Source organism: Pseudomonas iranensis, assembly GCF_014268585.2.
GTDB classification, from domain to species: domain Bacteria; phylum Pseudomonadota; class Gammaproteobacteria; order Pseudomonadales; family Pseudomonadaceae; genus Aquipseudomonas; species Aquipseudomonas iranensis.
On the sequence record NZ_CP077092.1, the window covers coordinates 3,827,415 to 3,847,147 of the forward strand.

A 19,733-nucleotide genomic window follows, 5' to 3' on the forward strand; every position below is an offset into this window, starting at 1 on the left:
GCGTATGAAGTACGTCAGCGGCATCAGCCTTCAGCCTTGATCACCTCGAATTTCACTTGATCCGGATAAAACGCCACGTACTCGCGGATCGGTTCAACCGAGACCTTCGGGTTTTCATAAGTCCACACCGCGTTGGCACCCTCATGTCCGGGCACTTGCAGGCTGAAATAGTTGGCGTCGCCCTTGTACGGGCAATAGCTGGTGTGGTCGGTGCGGGCGAAGTATTTTTCGTCGATGTCTTCGCGCGGGATGTAGTACACCGGCGGATAGTTGGCTTCGTTGAGGATCAGCGCGTGAGAGGACGCGGCGACCTGGATGCCGTGGAATTTAACCAGTAGACAGCCGCTGAGTTGTTCGACGCTGATCACGGGGCTGGGGCTTTTCATGGGGTTCTCCTGAAGACGGCGAAGAGACCGGTTCAGGTATAGCTGATGGGCTCGGGTCTGGTTGAGATTGCAGCCGAACGGCGAAAATCTTTGGCAATCGTTTTATCTGTATATCCATACAGATAAAAGTTGCTCGCGCGGCAGACTCCAGCCATCCTGTGCGCTCCCACAAATCAACCAGCGATGGTAGCTATGCGGCTGTACCTCTGTGAAAAACCTTCCCAGGCCAAAGACATTGCGGCCGTGCTCGGCGCTAGGCGTCGCGGCGACGGCTGCTGGTTGGGGACGGATGTCACAGTGACCTGGTGCATCGGCCATTTGCTCGAAACCGCGCCGCCGGATGCCTACGACGCTCGCTACAAACGCTGGGTGCTGGCCGATCTGCCGATCATTCCGGACAAGTGGAAAATGACCGTCAAGCCGCGCACCGCCAGCCAGTACAAAGCGGTGAAGCGTCTGCTTGGCGAGGCCAGCGAACTGATCATCGCCACCGACGCCGACCGTGAGGGCGAGATGATCGCCCGGGAACTGGTCGAGCACTGCCGCTATCGCGGGCCGATCCGCCGCTTGTGGCTGTCGGCGCTGGACGAGGCGTCGATTCGCAAGGCCTTGGCCGCGCTGAAACCGGGAGCCGAAACATTCAGCCTGTATCACTCGGCGCTGGGCCGTTCACGCGCGGACTGGCTGATCGGCATGAACATGAGTCGACTGTTCACCTTGCTGGGCCGTCAGTCGGGTTATCAGGGCGTGCTGCCTGTGGGCCGAGTGCAGACGCCTACCCTGCGACTGGTGGTCGACCGCGACCGCAGCATCGCCGATTTCGTCCCCGTACCGTTCTGGGCAATCGATGTGGAACTGCTGCACAACGGCACAGCGTTTAGCGCGCAATGGCGCGCACCAGCGGATATTTGTGATGATCAGGATCGCTGCCTGAATCAGGCGTTGGCGCAACAAGCAGCGGCGGCGATCAGCAGTGCAGACAGCGCACGGGTGATCAAGCTGAAAACCGAGCGCATGCGCGAAGTGGCGCCCCTGCCCTTCGATCTCGGCACCTTGCAGGAAGTCTGCTCGAAAAAGCTTGGCCTTGGCGCGCAGGAGACCCTCGACATCGCCCAAGCCCTTTACGAAACCTACAAAGTCATCACCTATCCGCGCAGTGATTGCGGCTTTCTGCCGTTGAGCCAACACAGTGAGGCGCCATCGATCCTCACCGCATTGCGTCAGGCCGATCCGAGCCTTGAAGTGTTGCAGGGTTTTCTCGAACCGCAGCGGCGCTCGCGAGCCTGGAATGACGCCAAGGTCAGCGCTCACCACGGCATCATTCCCACCATCGCCGCGAAGAACCTCGAACGTCTGACCGGCAAGCATCGCGCGGTGTACACGCTGATTCGCGCGCGCTACCTGGCGCAGTTCCTGCCCAATCACGAATATGATCGCACCCAGGCCGATTTCGATTGCAACGGGCAGGCGTTGCGCGCGGTGGGCAAGCAGATCATCGAAGCGGGCTGGAAGCGTGCACTGCCAGAGGCATTGGCCCCGGCCAAGGGCCGCGAAGCCCCCGCGCCGCAAACCTTGCCGACCCTTAGCCAGGGCGTCGAATGCGCTGTGGCGAAAGTGAATCTCAAGGATTTGTGGACGCAACCGCCAAAACCCTACACCGAAGGCGATCTGATCAAGGCGATGAAGAACGTCGCCAAACTGGTCGAGGATCCGCTGCTCAAACAGAAACTCAAGGACACCACCGGCATCGGCACGGAAGCTACCCGCGCATCGATCATCCAAGGGCTGCTGGATCGTGGTTATCTGGTGAAGAACGGCAAGGCACTGGCGGCGACACCTGCGGCGTTCAGCCTGATCGATGCGGTACCGCGCGCGATCGCCGATCCCGGCACTACGGCGATCTGGGAACAGGCGCTGGACATGGTGCAAAGCGGCGAGATGAGTCTGGAAGAATTCGTCACCAAACAGGCTGCGTGGATGAGCAAGCAGGTCAGCCGCTGCTCAGCCCTCAGCCTGACCATCAGCGGCCCGCCGCCTGCCGGCAAAGCCGCAGCGCCGTGGAAAAAAAAGCGCAAGTCGACGGCCAGCAAAGCCGCCGGTACGCGCAAACGCACGGCGCGTCCGGCGACTCGCTGAATCCCTTGAGGTTCCCTTCTCTACGTTGCTGAAACGGACCTTTTCTCATTCCAAAACAGCTTTGTCCGACAATATGTAGTGCTTGAAAATAATCACTACAAAACCGTTGACGGCATCGTTTTGCTTTTGCATGATGAAGACGTTCCCCGATCGGGAGCACTGGTAACACGCTTGAGCAAACTCGTCTGACCGCCGAGTTGTTTTTTCCGGATACACGCTGCCCACAAGGCAGATTGAAGAAGCTGACCTGGCCTGAACGTCCAGTACAAGGACGAGAAGCGCTGGCGAAAATTCTCAAGACGCTTGTGGCCGACACTGGATTGTCGTCAAGGAGCCTCCCGGTTTTCGCTGCTTCTCCTCGTTGTGACGCTATTGCGTAGCAGTTATTCAACACGACTACATGCAACAGATGCATGACCCCGTACTTCATACGGGCGAGCGCTGACGTCCTGGTTTCGGTGCCAGGGATCAACTAACCGATGGGCTACCTGTATTAGCGAATCAACTTTGAAAGATCACCAGACTGGTCAAGGGGCATAACAATGAATCTGAACAATCAACCCACCATCGAAGAACTGGCGCGTATGTTCGCGGCGCAGAAAGACAGCCACGACAGCCATATTCTCTGGATCAGCAAGTCGGGCCAGGTACACATCGACTGCCTGTCGCCCCATGCTGGCGAGGAAGAGTTCGACCGCAACCACCAGAACCTGCTGGCCCGCCTGAAGATGTACCGCCGCGGCCACGGTTATGTCGGCAAGAAGGCTGCGGCCGACAAGGACTTCATCGGCAGTGTGCTGCAGACGCTGAAACAGGCGTGGGATTCGATGCAGAATCAGAATGAAGTTCGGGTGATTGATCGGTTGTATTGAGTTGTAGATTATTTGACTAAGCGCCTGCTTCCGATTGGGAGCAGGCCCTTTGTTGTTCTTTTGAGTTTTGCGGCGTGAGTGCCCCCGTCGCCCCTCACCCCAGCCCTCTCCCGAGGGAGAGGGAGCCGACCGAGTTGCCTCAGCTCAACCGTAGATCTGAATGACCGTGGCGATTATGAGTCAACGAAGCTCGTTCAGGTCGGAGTAACTTGACCAAACACCTCGGTCAGTCCCCTCTCCCGCTGGGAGAGGGTTAGGGTGAGGGGCTTTTCATGCCGAGCACCAGCTCCACAAACGCCAACGCCGCCGCACTATGGTAATTATTCCTGCGCCGCAACAACGCCGCGCCACGCTGTGGCGCCTCCCCTTCGACCCGCAAGCGGCGCAACGCGCGGTCTTCGCTGGCAATCGCCTCGGGCAGCATGGTCGCCAGCGGCGCATGCCGCACCACTTCCAGCAACGTACTCACCGAATTCACTTCAATCCGCACATGCGGCGTAATCCCGTGCTCACGGAAATACTCATCCACCAATAACCGCGTAATGAAGCCCGGCGCCAGCAAGGCGAAATCCAGTGAAGCAACCTCCACCGGCGTCAACACCGAACGGCTGTCATAGAGCGGATGCCCAGGCCCGACCATGATCCCCAGCGTCTCGGTAAACGCCGGTATGCATTCGATATCGGCATTGCGCACCGGGGTAAACGCGATCGCGACATCCAGCGAGTCATCCGCCAGCCCGGCCTCGATGTCGTCCATCGACAACTCGAAGATCTCCAGATGAATCCCGGGAAACCGTGCCCCGTAGTCGCGCACCAGTGGCCCGACCAGATACGCCATGAACGTCGGCGTCATCGCCAGGCGTAGCGTGCCGCGGGACAAGTCCTTCACGTCGTGCAAGGCGCGCTGCCCGGCCCCCAGCTCCACCAGCACGCGCCGCGCGCATTCGATGTAAGCCGCTCCGGCATCCGTCGGCTTCACCGTGCGTGAGGTGCGATCAAAGAGAGTCACACCGAGGTTTTCTTCCAATTGACGAATCTGCTGCGACAGCGTCGGCTGCGATACATGCAGCGCTTCGGCAGCTCGGGTGAAGCCTCCGTGATCGGCAACGGCGAGCAAATAACGCAAATGTCGCAACAGCATGAGGACACCAACTATAGGCAGGGCTTATGCCAAGCATTGTATATCGGTCTTGGACGCTATGGATCGACCGGCGCAAGATTGCTTCCACACAAGCAAGCCAACCCCTGAAAGGAGTGACACCATGCAACAGTCCCACGCCTACAACGACAACAGCCTGGCCCTGGCCACCCGCGTTCTCGACGCCAAGGCGAAAAAAGATCTGTCGTGGCAGGATCTTGCTGACGGCACCGGCCTCAGCCTGGCCTACGTCACCGCCGCCCTGCTCGGCCAGCATCCGCTGCCGAAAAACGCTGCTCAAGTGGTCGGCGACAAGCTCGACCTCAGCGCCGATGACGTCGCCGCTCTGCAAATCATTCCTTTGCGTGGCAGCCTCAGCGGCGTGCCGACCGACCCGACCATCTACCGTTTTTACGAAATGATCCAGATCTACGGCACCACGCTGAAAGCGCTGGTTCACGAGCAGTTCGGTGACGGCATCATCAGTGCGATCAACTTCAAACTGGACATCAAGAAAGTCGAAGACCCGGAAGGCGGCTCCCGCGCGGTGGTGACGCTCGACGGCAAATTCCTGCCGCTGCGCCCGTTCTAATGCGCCCGGCCCGCATCCTGCGTGCGGGCCATCTCATTTCTGCCACGAGGACACGCCCATGAAAGCCCTGATCGACGGTTTCCTGAAATTCCAGAACGAAGCCTTCCCGCAACGCAGCGAGCTGTTCAAACATCTGGCCACGACTCAGCAACCCGGCACGCTGTTCATCACCTGTTCCGACAGTCGCGTGGTGCCTGAGCTGCTGACCCAGCAAGAGCCCGGCGAACTGTTCGTGATCCGTAACGCCGGCAATATCGTGCCCTCCTACAGCCCGCATCCGGGCGGGGTCTCGGCGACAGTGGAGTATGCGGTGGCGGTACTGGGAGTGAGCGATATCGTGATTTGCGGCCACTCCGATTGCGGCGCAATGACGGCAATTGCCCAGTGCAAATGCATGGATCATCTGCCCGCTGTCAGTGGCTGGCTGCAGCATGCCGAGTCGGCGAAGGTGATGAACGAAGCGCGCGTGCATGGCAGCGACGCGGCGAAATTGAGTTCGATGGTGCGCGAGAATGTGATCGCGCAACTGGCGAATATCCAGACCCACCCGAGTGTGCGCCTGGCCCAGGAGCAAGGGCGGCTGAATCTGCATGGCTGGGTGTATGACATCGAGACCGGCTCGATCGACGCGCTCTCTTCCGATCGCCGCACCTTTGTGCCGCTGGTCGAGCAACCTGAGACTTGCGCGATCAGCGCTAAGACTTCCAACGCAGCCTGACGCCCCGGCCGATGATCGCTCCCACGCTCCGCGTGGGAACGCAGCCCGTGACGCTCTGCGTCACTGGACGCGGAGCGTCCCTAGAGGCATTCCCACGCGGAGCGTGGGAACGATCAGATCAAAAGATCGCAGCCTTCGGCAGCTCCTACACGGCACGGTCCGGGTTTCAAGTCAGCGTTTCACCGTGAGATCAACCTGAGTCATCCGGCTACGCACGGTAAACACGCCATCCCCGGAAAGAATCGCACTGCGCGCAAACAGGCGCCCGCTCTCCCAGTTCGAAAGGCCCAGTTCCGGCTTGTTCAACGCGTACTGGCCATCGACCCAACGGGTGATGCCGTTGCCTACGAACGGCGCATTCACCGCGTTGTAGAAGCGCTCCTGAACCGCCGCATCCTCGCTGATCAACGACACGGTGAATTGCGGGCTGTAACGGTTGAACAGCGCAATCGCCTGATCCAGATCATCGACAATCATCAGGCTGACTTCCGGGGTTTCTTCCCATTCCCACTCGCGGCCCAGCTCCGACTCGGGCAAAGACTCGGCCAGCGCTTCGGTCTGGTAACCCTCGGCGCGATAAACCTCGACTGTTGCGTTCTGCCATTCGCTTGGCAGGCAACTTTCACTGCCCGCGACGATGTGCAATTTGCAGCCTTGGCCGCGCGCAGTACCGGCGTCTTTCAAGGCATTGAGGAACAGCGGCACCAGCTCATCGGCGCGTTCGCGCTGAATCAGACAGACGTTCAGGGTGTTGCAGACCTTGCGGTCCAGCGAGTTGCGCACCACCGCCGCAAAGCGTGTAGTGTCGGCGTCACGGTCGGCGATCAGCCACGCGCCGCCGGTGCCGTGCAGGCTGACGGCAGTGCCGGCCTGCTGAGCAATGCTGCCCAACTGACTGACCGCACGGCCCGAGCCGCGCGCCACCGCCAGCGACAGACGCCGGTCGGCAAACATCGCCCAACCGGCAGCATGATTGACACTTTCGACCAACGACACCGCCCCCACCGGCAAACCGGCTTCGGCCAGCGCCGGGTTCAAGGCGTGAGTGACGATGGCTTGCGCAGTGCCCAACGCATCGCTGCCGATGCGCAGCACAGCCGTATTACCGGTGCGCAACACCCCGGCGGCGTCGGCAAAGACGTTGGGTCGGCCTTCGAAGACAAAGGCGACGATGCCCAGCGGCGAGACCACTTGCTCAACCTTCCAGCCATCGTGCTCAACACTGCTGATCACTTTGCCCCGGGTCGGTGGCGCATCACGCCAGGCGCGCAGCCCGGCAATCATGTCGCGGCGCATGCGTTCATCAGCGAGCAAGCGTGTGGTCGAGCGACCGCGCGCCTTGGCTCGCTCGATGTCGGCGCGGTTGGCGGCTTCGATCTGCGTCCAGCATTCAGGACTTTCCAGGCGCTGAGCAAACAGATCGAAAAACTGGCTGATGGCTTCATCGGACACCGCCGACAACGCTGTGAATGCCGCAGCCGCACGCTCGATTGCCACCGAGGCGGCCTGTTGATCAGCCACGGGGATCAGCAACAACTCGCCACTGACCTGCTCGACCAGCAAATGGTCACCGGGCTGAAACCGCGCGGCCAGTTCGGGGCTGACCACGGTGACGCGGTTACCAGCGAAAGGGATCGGCGTGCCAGCGACTAGACGTTCGAGCGCAAGAGACATGAAGCGGATTCACCATGCAGAGGGCGGCCGGAAAATGTATAGAACACGATCCTGCAAAGCAACACTGCACCCGGTGGGAGCGAGCCTGCTCGCGAAAGCGTCCGACCAGACGACATCGATGCTGAATGTGCCGACCTCTTCGCGAGCAGGCTCGCTCCCACACTGGAAATCGTGGTGTGTCTTCAGAACACCGACCAGCCAATCCGCGAGCTCAGCAGTTCCAGCGCCGCCATCCCCGCCAGCGAGTTGCCGGCCGCATTCAACTCCGGCGACCACACGCACACGCTGAACTGCCCCGGCACCACCGCAACGATGCCGCCGCCGACCCCGCTCTTGCCCGGCAGGCCGACGCGATAGGCGAAATTGCCTGCCTCGTCGTACAAACCGCTGGTGGCCATGATCGAGTTGACCTGTTGGGTCTGGCGGCGCGTCAGTATCTGCTCGCCGCTGTGCTTGCAGAACCCGTCATTGGCCAGAAAGCAGAACGCCCGGGCCAGATCGATGCAGTTCATGCGCAGCGCGCAATGGCTGAAATAGCTACGCAACACCGCTTCGACATCGTTGTGAAAGTTGCCGAAAGACTGCATCAGATACGCCATCGCCGCATTACGCGCGCGATGCTGATATTCGGAGTCGGCGACCTTGCCGTCGATCATGATCTGCGGGTTGCCCGACAGACGCCGGACGAAGTCGCGCATCGACAGTGTCGGCGCAGCGAAGCGCGACTGGTTGATGTCGCAGATCACCAGCGCCCCGGCATTGATGAACGGATTGCGCGGGCGGCCGCGCTCGAATTCCAGTTGCACCAGCGAGTTGAACGGCTGGCCAGAAGGCTCGTGACCAAGCCGTTCCCAGATCGCTTCGCCGGAGTGATCGATGGCCTGCACCAGGCTGAATACCTTGGAAATACTCTGCACCGAGAACGGCGTTTCAGCGTCGCCGGCGCAATACATTTCGCCATCGTTACTGTACACGGCGATGCCCAACTGGTTGGCCGGCACCGTGCCGAGGGCGGGGATATAGTCAGCAACTTTGCCCTGCCCGATCAGGGGCCGGACGGCGTCAAGGATCTCGTTCAACAGCGCTTGCATGCCGGGTTCCGAAAGTCTCGCCCCATGGGATCGCGGGGACACTGGGGCTAGACGCTGCGCCCGCCGGTCGCATCACACCGGCAAGCGCCAGGCAAAATGTTTTAGGCTGAAGCGGACCATTCAGACACAGGAGAGCACCATGCACCTCGAAGGCTCCTGCCATTGCGGCGAAGTCACGTTCAGCCTCGACAGCGCCCATCCTTATCCCTATCAACGCTGCTATTGCTCGATCTGCAGCAAGACCCAGGGCGGTGGCGGTTATGCGATCAACCTTGGCGGCGACGCGACCACTCTCAAGGTTCGCGGGCGCAAAAACATCAGCATTTATCACGCGAAGATGAAAGCTGACGGCGATAACCGCGCCCATCGCAGCAGCGCCGAACGCCACTTCTGTTCGCTGTGCGGCAGCGGTTTGTGGCTGTTCAGCCCGGAGTGGCCAGAGCTGATTCACCCATTCGCCTCGGCGATCGACACGCCACTGCCGGTGCCGCCGGAACACACGCACCTGATGCTTGGCTCGAAAGCGCCGTGGGTTGAGGTCGAGGCGAAGCCGAAGGATCAGCAGTTTGATGTATATCCCGAAGAATCGATCGCCCAGTGGCATGAGCGACTCGGTGTAACTCGCTGAACACCGCGCCCTTCGCGAGCAGGCTCGCTGCCACATTTGGATTGCGATCACCTGTGGGAGCGAGCCTGCTCGCGAAGGGGCCGGGTCAGGCAATATCAATCAGTCCAGATGCGCCCAGGTCATCCTGAACAACGCCCCGCCCCACACCGATTCGCCAACCTCAACCTGCCCGCCATGGGACTGCGACACCCTCCGCACCAGCGCCAGGCCCAGCCCGAAACCGCCAGTACGCCGATCCCGGCTGGCATCCAGTCGGGAGAACGGTTCGAAGATTTTCTCCCGTCCCTCCAGCGGCACGCCCGGCCCGTCATCGCTGACCCGCACTTCATAGTCATCACCATTGCGCTGCAGCGACACCTCGACGCGCTGCTCGGCATAGCGAATGGCATTGCGCAAAAGGTTGATCACCGCCCGCGCCATGAAGCGCGGTTCGATGCTTACCGTGTCGACCTGGCAACCGGCGATCGACAACTGCACGCCCACTGCTTCGGCCTCAAGCGCCACACTGCCGACGACACTGTCGAGCCAGTCGGCCGCGTGAATATTTTCCCGCTTTATCACCGTCGCGCCGTGCTCGAGGCTGGCGTAGGTCAGCAGCTCCGAGACCATCTCCTCAAGCTCACCAAGGTCGGCATACATGTCGGCGATCAGCTCGCGATTCTGGCTAGCGTCGGGTTGCTGCTTGAGCTGATCGAGCTCAAACGAAAGCCGCGCAATCGGTGTGCGCAATTCGTGGGACACCGCGTTGGTCAGTTCGCGCTGGTTGGCGATCAAGCCCTCGATGCGCGCCGCCATCAGATTGAAGTGCTCGGCCAGATCGCGGATGTTCGAGCGCCGCGACAACTGAATGCGCACCGACAGATCGTTGTCGCCGAAACGCTCGGCCGCCAGCCGCAGCTTTTCCAGATCGCGCCAGTGCGGGCGCACCCAGAAAAACAGAACGATGCCGATCAACACCGCGAGCATCATGTAAGCCGCGGTGATGTAGAACGGCATCAGGCTCGGCTCTGGCGGCAGCTTGATGCTGAGCAACTGCGAGCCACCATCGATGTTGCTGATGAACTGCGTGTAATCGTCGCGGATCACCAACAGGTTCCGCGCGAGCTCAGCTTTTTCCTGCGGTGTGAGGGCCAGTTGATCGGCCTCGACCAGACTCAGCGATAGACCGTAGTGCGCCCGCAATGAATCGAGTTTCTGTTCACGCTCGGCGCCCTGGCGGCCTTGCAGATGATCGACCAGCGACCACGCCTGACCACGCACGGCTTCACGGTTGTAATCCTGCGTCTGGCTGTCGAGCAAGGCGTTGAAGGTGTGCTCAACCGTCTGCAAGGCCAGCACCAGACCCACCGTCATCACCAGAAACAGGCCGAGGAACAAGCGCAGCATCTAGAGCTCCCACGCGAATGGATTGAACAGATAGCCCTTGCCCCACACGGTCTTGATGCACACCGGCTCGCGAGGGTTGTCCTTAAGCTTGTTGCGCAACTTGCTGATGTAGACGTCGACGCTGCGATTGAGGCCGTCGAAGGCAATGCCGCGCATGCGACTGAGAATGTCATCGCGGGAAAGAATCTTGCCCGCCGCGCTGGCGAGCAACCAGAGCAATTCGAACTCCATGGTGGTCAGCTCGATCAGGTCACCGGTCAGGCGCACTTCCCGGCAACTGCGGTCGATGCTCAATTGCCCGAACTCGAGGAAACTGACAACGCTGGTGTCCGGCGTCTGCCGCCGTTGCAACGCCCGCAGCCGCGCGAGCAACACCGGCGGTTTGATCGGTTTGATCACGTAATCGTCAGCGCCGGATTCCAGACCGAGGATGTGATCGAGATCGTCTTCCTTGGCGGTGAGGATCACGATCGGCGTGTCCGAGACACTGCGAATTTCCCGGCAGACCTGCAAACCGCTCTGCCCCGGCAACATCAGGTCGAGCACCAGCACTTTCGGCTTGAATTCCAGGAATGCAGCCATGGCCAGATCGCCGCGATGCACCGTGCGCACCTCGTAGCCATGTTGCTCAAGAAAGTGTGCGATCAGTGCGGCGAGACGCTCATCGTCTTCGACCAGCAGAACTCTGCCGAAACCCAGGTTATCCATAACAACCGTTGCCAAGCCAAACGTGGAAGGGCCGATATTATGCTGGCATTCATCGAACACGCGATGACGGCAGACAGCAAAAACCGGCCACTCGGGCCGGTTTTCGGTGATGTTTCATACTCTTAAGAGTTTTTAACAAATTCAGGCGGGCACACCGCTGTGGAAGCGGAATTCCTCGTCCGGCGATTCGATCAGTTCCTGCTCGACCGCACGGACGCGGTCGATCACCTGCGCGACATCCTTAGCATCACCATACTGATAGGCCAATTTGAGATAACCCTGAAAGTGCCGCGCCTCGCTTTTCAGCAAACCGAAATAAAACTTGCCCAGTTCTTCGTCCAGATGCGGCACCAATGCTTCAAAGCGTTCGCAACTGCGCGCTTCGATGAAAGCACCAACCACCAGCGTATCCACCAGTTTCACCGGTTCGTGGCTGCGCACCACCTTGCGCAGGCCCGAGGCGTAGCGGCCGGCGTGCAGCTGACGCAACTCGATCTTGCGTCGTTTCATGATGCGCATGACTTGCTCGTGGTGCACCAGTTCTTCCCGGGCCAAGCGCGACATCATGTTGATCAGGTCGACATGGGCGTGGTACTTGGCAATCAGGCTCAGCGCCGTGCTGGCGGCCTTGAACTCGCAGTTCTTGTGATCGATCAGCAGGGTTTCCTGATCGGCCAGTGCCGCCAGGACCCAGGCGTCGGGCGTGCGGCAGCCAAGGAATTCGTGGATTTCGGGAAGGATCATGGGGCTCACGGTAAAAGGTGTTCGAGCGAAGGGCGCCGATTATACCGGCCTGCCCGCAGACCACCAGCAGCGGCTGTTGATATGCATCAAGTCGCAGACGTTCGGGTAGCAACTATAGTTGTGCAACGCCGTGCCTTTTCTTTGCTGGAGACTCCGCTCATGCAAGCCATTCGCAGCATTCTGGTGGTCATCGAACCTGAACATGCAGAAAGCCTGGCGCTCAAGCGCGCCAAGCTGATCGCCGGTGTCACCCAGGCCCACCTGCATCTATTGGTGTGCGACAAGAAGCATGACCACGCCGGCCTGCTCAGCGTGCTCAAGGCGGCATTGCTCGCCGAAGGGTACAGCGTGACCACCGAACAGGCGTGGAACGAGAGCCTGCACGAAACCATCATTGATGTGCAGCAGGCCGAAGGTTGCGGTCTGGTGATCAAACAGCACTTCCCCGACAGCTCGCTGAAAAAGGCCCTGCTGACCCCGGCCGACTGGAAGCTTCTGCGCCACTGCCCTACCCCGGTGTTGCTGGTTAAAACCGCCGGTTCGTGGAAGGACAAAGTGATCCTGGCTGCGGTCGATGTCGGCAATGCCGACGGTGAGCATCGGCATTTGCACAGCACCATCATTGATCACGGTTATGACATCGCCAGTCTGGCCAAAGCGCACCTGCATGTGATTACCGCGCATCCGTCGCCGATGCTCTCGGCGGCAGACCCGACGTTTCAGCTGAAATCGACCATAGAAGCCAAATACCGCGAGCAGTGTCGAGCGTTTCAGGCGGAGTTCGATGTCGATGACGAGAACTTGCACATCGAGGAAGGCCCGGCGGATGTGTTGATCCCGTTCATGGCGCACAAGCTGCAGGCGGCGGTGACGGTGATTGGCACGGTGGCGCGCAGTGGTCTGTCAGGCGCGTTGATCGGCAATACCGCTGAAGCGGTGCTGGATACGCTGGAAAGCGATGTCCTGGTGCTCAAGCCGCAGGAGGTTGAGGATCATCTGGTGGAACTGACGGCAAAACACTGAGGATTGCCATGCCTGACTGGCGCTTTCGCGAGCAGGCTCGCTCCCACATCTGGAATGCATTTCCCTGTGGGAGCGAGCCTGCTCGCGAAGCTTTTGCTGTTCAGGCGCCGAAGGCGTCTTTCAAAAAGCCCGGGGCGATGTAGCGCTGATAATGCGCTTCCGACAGCAGGAAGAATTCCCGATCAATGGCATCGCGCAGCTCCGGCAGGTTCCAGTCGCGGAACTCCGGCAGCAACACCATCCCGTACGCCTCAAGATTAATGATCACCCGCGCGCCCCGGGCAATCAGCTGATAGGCCCAGCAATATTCCGACTGATGCGGTACGAAGCGGATCTTGCGCTGTTCGAGCTGCTCGCGCAGGCGCGCCGGATCGAAGATTTCGACCTTGCTTGCCATCACTTGTGACAGCAATTGCTCCAGACGCAGCCACACAGCACGCTTTTCCTCCTCGTTGTACCCGTTCCAATGGATCACTTCGTGGTGGAAACGCTTGCAGCCACGGCACACAAGGTCACCGTAAACGGTGGAGCAGAGGCCGACGCAGGGGGTCTTGATGGTCTGATTGGGCATAAATGGGCAGAACACTGAAACGCGGAACAGGCCGGCATGTTAGCCCTTTGTCGGGCATTGATCACCCCTCAAACAGCAAGGTCTCGCCAGCGTCGCAGGTTTGCTCCGGCCGCGCTGATTGCCACGAAAGTCCAATAGAGCGCGACTTACCTTTAAATTTTTTTTGCCGTAGAATCAGCCAGCCTTTTAAGGCGCCAATGTCCGTTAGAAGCTGTTTTCAAAGCGTCACGAGCACAGTCGTTCCTTCAGAGCGGTGTTGGCGAAGGGTTTTTCCAGCGGGGAAAAGCCCAACGCCAACCCTCATCAGCTCCCCGTTCTGCAGGCGTAAAACTTTGAAAGCAGCTTCTGTAAGGAATTGCCGATAATTCTGGCCGAACGACCCACAACGTCGTGAGGCGCATGAGTACGGCAATTTCGGGATGAGCGTCCCGGACACCCATTTGGGACCACTGATGAGGGTAATAACTGTGCTTGAAGCCTACCGCAAACATATCGAAGAGCGTGCAGCCCTGGGTATCGTTCCCCAGCCGCTTAACGCCGAACAAACAGCAGGCCTGATCGAGCTGCTGAAGAACCCTCCGGCTGGCGAAGAAGCTTTCCTCGTTGACCTGATCACCAATCGCGTACCACCTGGAGTGGACGAAGCCGCCTACGTCAAGGCCGGTTTCCTGTCTGCCCTGGCCAAGGGCGAAGCCACCTCCCCTCTGCTGGACAAGAAACGCGCTGTAGAACTGCTCGGCACCATGCAGGGCGGCTACAACATCGTCACCCTCGTTGAACTGCTGGACGACGCCGAGCTGGCGCCAGTCGCCGCCGAAGAACTCAAGCACACCCTGCTGATGTTCGACGCCTTCCACGACGTCGCTGAAAAAGCCAAGAACGGCAACGTTCACGCCAAAGCCGTGCTTCAATCCTGGGCTGACGGCGAGTGGTTCAAGAAGCGCCCGGTCCTGGCCGACAAGATCAGCCTGCGCGTATTCAAGGTCACCGGCGAAACCAACACCGACGACCTCTCCCCTGCGCCAGACGCCTGGTCGCGTCCTGACATCCCGCTGCACGCCCTGGCCATGCTGAAAATGGCCCGTGACGGCATCGTTCCGGACGAGCAAGGCAAGACCGGCCCGATGAAGCAGATCGAAGAAATGCGCGGCCAGGGTTTCCCGATCGCCTACGTCGGTGACGTGGTCGGTACCGGTTCCTCGCGTAAATCGGCCACCAACTCGGTGCTGTGGTTCTTCGGCGACGACATCCCGTACGTGCCGAACAAGCGCGCTGGCGGTTTCTGTTTCGGCAGCAAGATCGCTCCGATCTTCTACAACACCATGGAAGATGCCGGCGCACTGCCGATCGAGTTCGACGTGTCGAACATGAACATGGGCGACGTGATCGACCTGTACCCGCACGCTGGCAAAGTCTGCAAGCACGGTACCGACGAAGTCATCACCACTTTCGAAATGAAAACCCCGGTGCTGCTGGACGAAGTCCGTGCCGGCGGTCGTATCCCGCTGATCATCGGCCGTGGCCTGACCGAGAAGGCTCGCGCCGAACTGGGTCTGCCAGCGTTCGACCTGTTCAAGAAGCCTGAAGCTCCAGCTGAAAGCACCAAGGGCTTCACCCTGGCGCAGAAAATGGTCGGCAAGGCTTGCGGTCTGGCAGAAGGCCAGGGCGTGCGTCCTGGCACCTACTGCGAACCGAAGATGACCACCGTGGGTTCGCAGGACACCACAGGTCCGATGACCCGTGACGAACTGAAAGACCTGGCGTGCCTGGGCTTCTCCGCTGATCTGGTGATGCAGTCGTTCTGCCACACGGCGGCTTATCCAAAGCCGATCGACGTGACCACCCACCACACCCTGCCTGACTTCATCATGACCCGCGGCGGCGTTTCCCTGCGTCCGGGCGACGGCATCATCCACTCGTGGCTGAACCGCATGCTGCTGCCGGACACCGTCGGTACCGGTGGTGACTCGCACACCCGTTTCCCGATGGGCATCTCGTTCCCGGCCGGTTCCGGTCTGGTCGCGTTCGCCGCTGCCACTGGTGTAATGCCGCTGGACATGCCGGAATCGATCCTGGTGCGCTTCAAAGGCAAGATGAAACCTGGCATCACCCTGCGTGACCTGGTTCATGCCATTCCGTACTTCGCTATCCAGAACGGTCTGCTGACCGTCGAGAAGAAAGGCAAGAAAAACGCCTTCTCCGGCCGCATCCTGGAAATCGAAGGCCTGGAAGGTCTGACCCTGGAGCAGGCGTTCGAACTGTCCGACGCCTCGGCCGAACGTTCGGCTGCCGGTTGCACCATCAAGCTGTCGAAAGAGTCGATCACCGAGTACCTGCAGTCCAACATCACCCTGCTGCGCTGGATGATCGGCGAAGGCTACGGCGATGCGCGTACCCTGGAACGCCGCGCTCAAGCGATGGAAGCCTGGATCGCCAATCCTGAGCTGATGGAAGCCGATGCCGACGCCGAATACGCCGAAGTCATCGAAATCGATCTGGCCGAGATCAACGAGCCTGTGCTCTGCGCGCCGAACGATCCGGACGACGCCCGTCTGCTGTCCAGCGTTGCTGGCGAGAAGATCGACGAAGTGTTCATCGGTTCGTGCATGACCAACATCGGTCACTTCCGCGCTGCCGGTAAACTGCTGGATCAGGTCAAGGGTCAGCTGCCAACCCGTCTGTGGCTGTCGCCGCCGACCAAGATGGACGCTCACCAACTGACCGAAGAAGGCTACTACGGCATCTACGGCAAGGCTGGCGCACGCATGGAAATGCCAGGCTGCTCGCTGTGCATGGGTAACCAGGCACGCGTTGAGCCGAACAGCACCGTGGTGTCGACGTCGACCCGTAACTTCCCGAACCGTCTGGGCGACGGCGCGAACGTCTACCTGGCCTCGGCCGAGCTGGCGTCCGTTGCTTCGATCCTGGGTCGCCTGCCGACCGTCGAGGAGTACATGGAATACGCTGGCAAGATCGACAGCATGGCGGCCGATGTCTACCGCTACCTGTCCTTCGACCAGATCGCCGAGTTCCGTGAAGCTGCTGCGAACGCCAAGATCCCGGTCGTTCAAGCCTAACGCTGCAAGGCCATAAAAAACGCCGCCCATCGTGAGATGAGCGGCGTTTTTTTTGATCGTTCCCACGCTCCGCGTGGGAATGCAGCCCCGGACGCTCTGCGTCCCCAAGCGTGACGCAGAGCGTCACAAGAGGCGTTCCCACGCAGAGCGTGGGAACGATCAGTCATTACACAGCCAGCTTGTAAACCAGCGCCGAAATCGCCACCAGTCCCACCGCCGTAACAAACACGTTCGATGCCTGACCGCGATAGCGCGCCATCGCCGGCACTTTGCGAATCGCGTACATCGGCATCAGGAACAGAATCGCCGCAATCACCGGCCCGCCGACGGTTTCGATCATGCCCAGGATGCTCGGGTTCAGCGTCGCTACGATCCAGCAGATCACTAGCATCAACGCCGCCACGATGCGATCCAGCGCCTTGGCGCCCGGGCGCTTGCCGCTCTTGACGATCAAGCCCTTGAGACCTTCGCTGGCACCAATGTAGTGACCGAGGAAGGATTTGGAGATCGCCACGAACGCAATCAACGGCGCCGCGAAGGCGATGGTCGGGTTGCTGAAGTGGTTGGCCAGGTACGACAGGATCGACAGGTTCTGGTCTTTGGCCTCAGCCAGTTGCTCTGGCGACAGGGTCAGCACGCAGCTGAACACGAAGAACAGCACCATCAGCACCATCAGTGCATGAGCGCGAGAGAGGATCTGCGAGCTGCGCTCTTCGGCATGCACGCCGTAGCGGCGCTTCTGATCGACCGCAAACGCCGAGATGATTGGCGAATGGTTGAACGAAAACACCATCACCGGAATCGCCAGCCACAGCGTGTGCAACAGCGCTGACGGCGCTGGCACTTGCGTGGCGGTGGCGAGGATGCCGCCGTTCCAGTGCGGAATCAGGTAAACGGCGAGGAACAGCAGCGCGACGATGAACGGATAGACCATCAGGCTCATGGCTTTGACGATCGCCTGCTCACCGCAACGCACGACGGCCAGCAGGCCGAGAATCAGCACCAACGACAGCAACGCGCGCGGCGGCGGCGTGATGTGCAGTTGATGTTCGAGGAAACTGGCGACCGTGTTGGTCAGGCCGACGCTGTAGATCAGCAGGATCGGGAAGATGGCAAAGAAGTACAGCAGCGTGATCAAGGCACCAGCCTTGATACCGAAATGCTGCTCGACCACTTCGGTGATATCGGCGCCTTCGCGACCGGACAGCACAAAACGGGTCAGGCCACGGTGCGCGTAAAACGTCATCGGGAACGCCAGCAGCGCGAGGATCACCAGCGGCCAGAAGCCACCCAATCCTGCGTTGATCGGCAAAAACAGGGTGCCGGCGCCAATGGCCGTCCCAAACAGTCCCAGCATCCAGGTGGTGTCCTGGCGATTCCAGCTCGAAAGTTCAGCGGGTGCTGCTGCGTCGAAACGCTTTTCGAGGCTATTGGCCTGATCATTCATCCGGTCGGATCTCCGCTTTCCGGTCACTTGCCACTCGGTCAGGATGCGTCGAAAAAACCGACAGACATGCTCCGTCCGAAACAGGGGCGCGATTCTCCGCGATAAATCAATGCAAGCAAAGACTTAGCTGAGGAATGGTTGTGCGGAGCAGATCCAAGGATGGTCGTTTATGGAAAAAACCAGGTCGTTTATGGATACGTCAGATGCCGCAAACGGATAGGTTTTGCACCCACCCATGCGTCATCGAATGCATCTAGAGCGATATGCCGAGCATGAAACCCAATAAAACGCAGTACAGCCCGAAGCCGAAAAGCAACCAGAGCTTGCCATTTTCGCGCTTGTCTCTATTGCGCACCGCTTCGTCATATTCTGCGAACTCTCGCTCAATTTGCTCCAATCGTGCCTTACGGTCATATGTGCTCATACTGATTAACCTTTGAATAATGCGTCTGACGGTTCCGAAGCAAGAAGACTCAAAATTTGAAGAAAACCCCTGCCACCGCAGTGATCGCTGTCAACACTCCACCAAACACTGCAATTGGATAGAGATTCGTCTCTATTGATAATTTTTTTTCTTCAGCCTGAAGCTTCTTCCATTCAGCCACGAGTTTCCTTGATTCGTTTTCCAGCCTGTCGAGCTCCAGATTTTCACGATCGTTATGGAACATTTGCCCTTCTTGGCTGCTGGCGGATCGGTGCCAGCATTTGCATGTACATCGACCGCTATCGTCATGCCCTTATCATCAAACTGTTCCATTCACGCTGACCAGCAGACGCATCTGCCATTCCCGTAGGCAAAATCCGCGAGTCACGTAAGCCCGCTCATACAATAAATCCGCAATATTCCGGACCGACTACCTGCCAGAACCCTGCCTTTGATCTAGCTTGATAGAAGCCACAATCCAAGGAGTCTCCCATGCCACTGGTTCGCGTCGACATCCAGAAGAATCCCGATCCCACTTTTGCCAGGCGCATCGGCGAACAGATCTATGCCGCCCTGCGCACCTGTATCGATGTGCCCGAACACGACAATTTCCAGATCCTCAGCGAGCACGACAGCCAGCACTTCGTGTATGACCCGCAATACCTTGGCATCCAGCGCAGCGACGGCGTGGTGTTCATCCAGATCACCATCAGCGAGGGGCGCACGGTGGAGAAGAAACAATTGCTGTTCAAAACCATCGCCGAAAGCCTGCATACGCAACTGGGCATCCGCCTGGAAGATGTGTTCATCAGCCTTGTAGAGGTTAAAAAAGAGAACTGGTCGTTCGGCAATGGCATTGCGCAATATGTGAGTTGATTCGGCAATGACAGTCGGCACGTTGGCTATCTCAACTCTTAGTTCGAGATGAAGCAACCGTTACTGCACTTTCAGAACTTTCCTACAAAACACACACACATTTAAAATCCTTTCCAAATAATACCTGACCAACCCAACACGCCACTTTGTTACAAGTAACTACGCAAGCCTTGAGCTCACTTTATCTATCTGCCTATATTCCTCCGCCTGAGGTTCAACGGATCGACTCCGCAACTTACTTA

At 59.4% G+C, this 19,733-nt stretch carries 19 protein-coding genes; 8 read left to right on the forward strand and 11 right to left on the reverse strand.

Features of this window, described 5'->3' with window-relative positions; translation table 11 throughout:
* Window positions 1-23 precede the first annotated feature (23 nt).
* Window positions 24-386: a DUF427 domain-containing protein gene (locus HU724_RS17040; RefSeq protein ID WP_186566629.1), complete on the reverse strand. Its 363-nt coding sequence runs from the start codon at window positions 384-386 to the stop codon at window positions 24-26.
* 192 nt (window positions 387-578) lie between these two features.
* Here HU724_RS17040 and HU724_RS17045 point away from each other — a divergent pair, with 192 nt between their 5' ends.
* Both HU724_RS17045 and HU724_RS17050 read left to right on the forward strand, forming a co-directional pair.
* Window positions 579-2,522, forward strand: a complete 1,944-nt coding sequence (locus HU724_RS17045; RefSeq protein WP_186566627.1) for a DNA topoisomerase III — start codon at window positions 579-581, stop codon at window positions 2,520-2,522.
* Window positions 2,523-3,064: 542 nt separating this feature from the next.
* A complete protein-coding gene (locus tag HU724_RS17050; RefSeq protein WP_041480831.1) occupies window positions 3,065-3,394 on the forward strand; it encodes a hypothetical protein in 330 nt (109 codons plus the stop codon).
* Window positions 3,395-3,647: 253 nt separating this feature from the next.
* Here the strand turns inward: HU724_RS17050 and cynR are convergent, their stop codons facing one another.
* Entirely contained in the window at window positions 3,648-4,535 is an 888-nt protein-coding gene (gene cynR / locus HU724_RS17055) for a transcriptional regulator CynR (protein ID WP_186566625.1), read from the reverse strand.
* 121 nt (window positions 4,536-4,656) lie between these two features.
* Here cynR and cynS point away from each other — a divergent pair, with 121 nt between their 5' ends.
* Together cynS and HU724_RS17065 are read left to right on the forward strand one after the other, a co-directional pair.
* Entirely contained in the window at window positions 4,657-5,124 is a 468-nt protein-coding gene (gene cynS / locus HU724_RS17060) for a cyanase (RefSeq protein WP_186566623.1), read from the forward strand.
* Between the two features lie 58 nt (window positions 5,125-5,182).
* The gene (locus HU724_RS17065) at window positions 5,183-5,842 is read left to right on the forward strand and encodes a carbonic anhydrase (RefSeq protein WP_186566621.1); all 660 of its coding nucleotides are present in this window, start codon (window positions 5,183-5,185) and stop codon (window positions 5,840-5,842) included.
* Between the two features lie 171 nt (window positions 5,843-6,013).
* Here HU724_RS17065 and HU724_RS17070 read toward each other — a convergent pair whose 3' ends face one another.
* Together HU724_RS17070 and glsB are read right to left on the reverse strand one after the other, a co-directional pair.
* Window positions 6,014-7,516: an aldehyde dehydrogenase family protein gene (locus HU724_RS17070; RefSeq protein ID WP_186566619.1), complete on the reverse strand. Its 1,503-nt coding sequence runs from the start codon at window positions 7,514-7,516 to the stop codon at window positions 6,014-6,016.
* A gap of 182 nt (window positions 7,517-7,698) precedes the next feature.
* On the reverse strand, window positions 7,699-8,607 hold the full coding sequence (gene glsB, locus HU724_RS17075) for a glutaminase B (protein ID WP_024013269.1): 909 nt from the start codon (window positions 8,605-8,607) through the stop codon (window positions 7,699-7,701).
* A gap of 139 nt (window positions 8,608-8,746) precedes the next feature.
* Here glsB and HU724_RS17080 point away from each other — a divergent pair, with 139 nt between their 5' ends.
* Complete coding sequence (locus HU724_RS17080; RefSeq protein ID WP_186566617.1) at window positions 8,747-9,235, forward strand: GFA family protein; 489 nt, start codon at window positions 8,747-8,749, stop codon at window positions 9,233-9,235.
* A gap of 99 nt (window positions 9,236-9,334) precedes the next feature.
* Here the strand turns inward: HU724_RS17080 and HU724_RS17085 are convergent, their stop codons facing one another.
* From HU724_RS17085 to HU724_RS17095, 3 genes are all read right to left on the reverse strand, one after another.
* Complete coding sequence (locus HU724_RS17085) at window positions 9,335-10,621, reverse strand: ATP-binding protein (protein ID WP_186566615.1); 1,287 nt, start codon at window positions 10,619-10,621, stop codon at window positions 9,335-9,337.
* The gene (locus HU724_RS17090; protein WP_186566612.1) at window positions 10,622-11,329 is read right to left on the reverse strand and encodes a response regulator; all 708 of its coding nucleotides are present in this window, start codon (window positions 11,327-11,329) and stop codon (window positions 10,622-10,624) included. It lies immediately after the preceding gene.
* A gap of 141 nt (window positions 11,330-11,470) precedes the next feature.
* A complete protein-coding gene (locus HU724_RS17095; RefSeq protein WP_186566610.1) occupies window positions 11,471-12,073 on the reverse strand; it encodes a MiaE family protein in 603 nt (200 codons plus the stop codon).
* Window positions 12,074-12,232: 159 nt separating this feature from the next.
* On the opposite strand from HU724_RS17095, the gene HU724_RS17100 reads away from it, so the two are divergent.
* Window positions 12,233-13,096 (forward strand): universal stress protein, encoded by an 864-nt coding sequence (locus HU724_RS17100; protein WP_186566608.1) that lies wholly within the window; start codon window positions 12,233-12,235, stop codon window positions 13,094-13,096.
* Between the two features lie 100 nt (window positions 13,097-13,196).
* Here the strand turns inward: HU724_RS17100 and HU724_RS17105 are convergent, their stop codons facing one another.
* Window positions 13,197-13,667 carry a DUF1289 domain-containing protein gene (locus HU724_RS17105; protein WP_024013275.1) on the reverse strand — a complete coding sequence of 157 codons (471 nt, stop codon included), beginning with the start codon at window positions 13,665-13,667 and terminating at the stop codon, window positions 13,197-13,199.
* A 467-nt stretch (window positions 13,668-14,134) separates the two neighbouring features.
* Between HU724_RS17105 and acnB the strand changes: the two genes are divergently transcribed.
* The gene (acnB, locus tag HU724_RS17110) at window positions 14,135-16,744 is read left to right on the forward strand and encodes a bifunctional aconitate hydratase 2/2-methylisocitrate dehydratase (RefSeq protein ID WP_024013276.1); all 2,610 of its coding nucleotides are present in this window, start codon (window positions 14,135-14,137) and stop codon (window positions 16,742-16,744) included.
* Between the two features lie 166 nt (window positions 16,745-16,910).
* Here acnB and HU724_RS17115 read toward each other — a convergent pair whose 3' ends face one another.
* From HU724_RS17115 to HU724_RS17125, 3 genes are all read right to left on the reverse strand, one after another.
* A complete protein-coding gene (locus HU724_RS17115; RefSeq protein WP_186566606.1) occupies window positions 16,911-18,191 on the reverse strand; it encodes a serine/threonine transporter in 1,281 nt (426 codons plus the stop codon).
* Between the two features lie 253 nt (window positions 18,192-18,444).
* Window positions 18,445-18,615 (reverse strand): hypothetical protein, encoded by a 171-nt coding sequence (locus tag HU724_RS17120; RefSeq protein ID WP_163032915.1) that lies wholly within the window; start codon window positions 18,613-18,615, stop codon window positions 18,445-18,447.
* Between the two features lie 49 nt (window positions 18,616-18,664).
* Complete coding sequence (locus tag HU724_RS17125) at window positions 18,665-18,859, reverse strand: hypothetical protein (protein WP_186566604.1); 195 nt, start codon at window positions 18,857-18,859, stop codon at window positions 18,665-18,667.
* Window positions 18,860-19,107: 248 nt separating this feature from the next.
* Here HU724_RS17125 and HU724_RS17130 point away from each other — a divergent pair, with 248 nt between their 5' ends.
* Entirely contained in the window at window positions 19,108-19,491 is a 384-nt protein-coding gene (locus HU724_RS17130; RefSeq protein WP_186566602.1) for a tautomerase family protein, read from the forward strand.
* Window positions 19,492-19,733 lie beyond the last annotated feature (242 nt).

Bases quoted from the DNA above. Each gene is read 5' to 3' on its own strand.
- HU724_RS17105 (WP_024013275.1), bottom strand. From the start codon at position 13,667: ATGCCCAATCAGACCATCAAGACCCCCTGCGTCGGCCTCTGCTCCACC.
- HU724_RS17045 (WP_186566627.1), top strand. From the start codon at position 579: ATGCGGCTGTACCTCTGTGAAAAACCTTCCCAGGCCAAAGACATTGCG.
- glsB (WP_024013269.1), bottom strand. From the start codon at position 8,607: ATGCAAGCGCTGTTGAACGAGATCCTTGACGCCGTCCGGCCCCTGATC.
- HU724_RS17095 (WP_186566610.1), bottom strand. From the start codon at position 12,073: ATGATCCTTCCCGAAATCCACGAATTCCTTGGCTGCCGCACGCCCGAC.
- cynR (WP_186566625.1), bottom strand. From the start codon at position 4,535: ATGCTGTTGCGACATTTGCGTTATTTGCTCGCCGTTGCCGATCACGGA.
- HU724_RS17050 (WP_041480831.1), top strand. From the start codon at position 3,065: ATGAATCTGAACAATCAACCCACCATCGAAGAACTGGCGCGTATGTTC.
- HU724_RS17080 (WP_186566617.1), top strand. From the start codon at position 8,747: ATGCACCTCGAAGGCTCCTGCCATTGCGGCGAAGTCACGTTCAGCCTC.
- HU724_RS17115 (WP_186566606.1), bottom strand. From the start codon at position 18,191: ATGAATGATCAGGCCAATAGCCTCGAAAAGCGTTTCGACGCAGCAGCA.
- HU724_RS17130 (WP_186566602.1), top strand. From the start codon at position 19,108: ATGCCACTGGTTCGCGTCGACATCCAGAAGAATCCCGATCCCACTTTT.
- HU724_RS17100 (WP_186566608.1), top strand. From the start codon at position 12,233: ATGCAAGCCATTCGCAGCATTCTGGTGGTCATCGAACCTGAACATGCA.
- HU724_RS17040 (WP_186566629.1), bottom strand. From the start codon at position 386: ATGAAAAGCCCCAGCCCCGTGATCAGCGTCGAACAACTCAGCGGCTGT.
- cynS (WP_186566623.1), top strand. From the start codon at position 4,657: ATGCAACAGTCCCACGCCTACAACGACAACAGCCTGGCCCTGGCCACC.
- HU724_RS17065 (WP_186566621.1), top strand. From the start codon at position 5,183: ATGAAAGCCCTGATCGACGGTTTCCTGAAATTCCAGAACGAAGCCTTC.
- HU724_RS17090 (WP_186566612.1), bottom strand. From the start codon at position 11,329: ATGGATAACCTGGGTTTCGGCAGAGTTCTGCTGGTCGAAGACGATGAG.
- HU724_RS17085 (WP_186566615.1), bottom strand. From the start codon at position 10,621: ATGCTGCGCTTGTTCCTCGGCCTGTTTCTGGTGATGACGGTGGGTCTG.
- HU724_RS17125 (WP_186566604.1), bottom strand. From the start codon at position 18,859: ATGTTCCATAACGATCGTGAAAATCTGGAGCTCGACAGGCTGGAAAAC.
- HU724_RS17070 (WP_186566619.1), bottom strand. From the start codon at position 7,516: ATGTCTCTTGCGCTCGAACGTCTAGTCGCTGGCACGCCGATCCCTTTC.
- HU724_RS17120 (WP_163032915.1), bottom strand. From the start codon at position 18,615: ATGAGCACATATGACCGTAAGGCACGATTGGAGCAAATTGAGCGAGAG.